The sequence below is a fragment of the Christiangramia marina genome (assembly GCF_048285865.1).
GTDB classification, from domain to species: Bacteria; Bacteroidota; Bacteroidia; order Flavobacteriales; family Flavobacteriaceae; genus Christiangramia; species Christiangramia marina.
Genome location: NZ_JBLVTK010000003.1, coordinates 348,900 through 351,174, shown reverse-complemented (window position 1 = coordinate 351,174; position 2,275 = coordinate 348,900). Strand labels below are relative to the sequence as shown.

The following is a 2,275-nucleotide window of genomic DNA, read 5'->3' as shown; positions in this document are numbered from 1 at the left end:
CAAAATATATAGGGAAACCTACCAGAAGGGTAGATGGTATAGAAAAAGTAACAGGGAATGCTACCTATAGCGCTGAATTCAATCCTGAGCATTTAGTACATGGATATATTATCAATAGTACTATTTCCAGAGGTAAAATTGTTGCTATTAATGATAAAGAGGCTTTAAAAGTGCCGGGAGTTCGACAGGTGTTTACCCATAAAAATATCCCGGAAGAAGTTAAGATAGATTCAGATTATACAGATCCTCTGGCTCCTCCCGGTAATCCTTTCAGACCATTCTATAATGAAGACATTCTGTATAACGGGCAACCGGTTGCGCTAATCGTTGCAGATTCTTTCGAAACAGCCGCATATGCCGCCGGACTGGTTAAAATAGATTATGAAAAAGAGGAAGGTTGTGAGGTTGATCTTAAAGCAAATCTCCAGAATGCGACGAGAGAGGACGTTCCTGATCCACCAGAGCCCAGAGGTGATGCCGCAAAAGCTTATGAATCTTCTAAACATCAGGTAGATGTAGAATATTATTTGCCTCGCCATTATCAAAATCCTATGGAGACTTTTGCGACCGTAGCGATCTGGAATGCAGAGGAGCAGGGCTTTACCATTTATGATAAAATACAGGGAGTTGGAAGCAGTCAGCAATATATTTCAGGGATCTTCAATCTGGAAAAAGAAAAGGTCAGGGTATTGTCTCCTTTTGTAGGTGGCGGATTTGGGTCTGGTTTAAGACCACAATATCAACTCTTCTGTGCTGCGATGGCCTCGAAAGTTCTAAATTTGCCGGTGAAGGTTGTAATGACCAGAACTCAAATGTTCACTTTTGGGCACAGGCCTGCTTGTTTACAGCGTTTAAAACTATCATCAGATGAATCAGGCAAATTGAAATCAATAAATCACGAGGCATTTGGAGAAACTTCAAGGTTTGAAATGTTCAACGAGACCGTTGTGGACTGGTCTGGAATGATGTACCAGTGTGATAACGTTAAACTGGATTACCAACTCGTGCCTTTGGATGTATATACGCCTATGGATATGCGAGCACCCGGAGGAGCTACAGGAATGTATGCCCTGGAGTGCGCTATTGATGAACTGGCCATTGAAGCTGGGGTAGATCCGCTGGAGTTCCGTTTAATAAATTATGCTGATATTGATCAAAATGAAGGTAAGCCTTATTCCAGTAAGGAATTAAGAGCTGCTTTCCTCAAAGCATCAGAAAGTTTTGGCTGGGAGAAAAGAATTGCAAAGCCTGGAAGCATGCAGGATGGTAATAATCTTGTTGGTTATGGAATGGCCACTGGAGTGTGGGAAGCTTTGCAGCAGGAATCTTCAGCGAAAGCTATATTAACTTCTGAAGGGAAACTTACAGTTAGTAGTGGGACGGCAGATATTGGTACTGGAACATATACGATCATGTCACAGATAGCGGCGGAAATTGTAGGTATTCCATTGGAAGATGTAGAATTTCAGCTTGGAGACTCTAGTTTGCCGAAGGCTCCAATTGAAGGGGGATCCTGGACAGCATCTTCAGTAGGTTCAGCAGTAAAACTTGTTTGTCATGCGCTTCAGAAGAAAATATTTGGATACGCTCAACAGAGTTTTCCAGAAGAACTAAAGGGAGCAATATTCGAAGAAGCGGAGTTCAGTAATAGACATCTGAGCGTAAAATCTACCCGATTTAGTTATTCTGAAATTTTAGCTGCTTCCGGTCAGAAATCTGTGGAGACCAGCGTTAATTCTCAACCCGCAGATGATCGCAGTAAGTATTCCTGCTATTCACATTCCTGTGTTATGGTAGAGGTTCATGTCGATAAGGATACTAAAATGATCACGGTTCCCAGAGTTGTGAGTGCGATAGCAGGAGGTAAGATTCTTAATCCCAAGACGGCTGAAAGTCAGATTCTGGGTGGTATCACCTGGGGAATTAGTATGGCGCTAGAAGAAGAAGGAATGATGGATAGTCGTAATGGCCGAATCATGAATGCGAACCTTGCTGAATATCATGTTGCAGTACAAGCAGATATTCAGGATCTTGAAGTGATATTCGTTCCAGAACATGATGAAATCGTGAATCCGCTGGGAGCTAAAGGTCTGGGTGAAATTGGTATTGTAGGAGTTGCTTCTGCAATTTGCAATGCGATCTACAATGCTACCGGTAAACGTGTGCGAGAATTGCCAATCACACTGGATAAGTTAGTGTAGATCAAGAAATAGAAAAATTATAAAAAGTAAAAAGGGATTTCGAAAATACGAAATCCCTTTTTTTGTAGCGAGAC

Annotated in this window: 1 protein-coding gene; it reads left to right on the top strand. The window is 41.8% G+C overall.

The genetic code is table 11. The features are described 5' to 3' along the window. The coding region (locus ACNKXS_RS12410) for a xanthine dehydrogenase family protein molybdopterin-binding subunit (protein WP_417921120.1) at positions 1-2,201 on the top strand (2,201 nt) is incomplete at its 5' end. Positions 2,202-2,275: the final 74 nt, after the last annotated feature.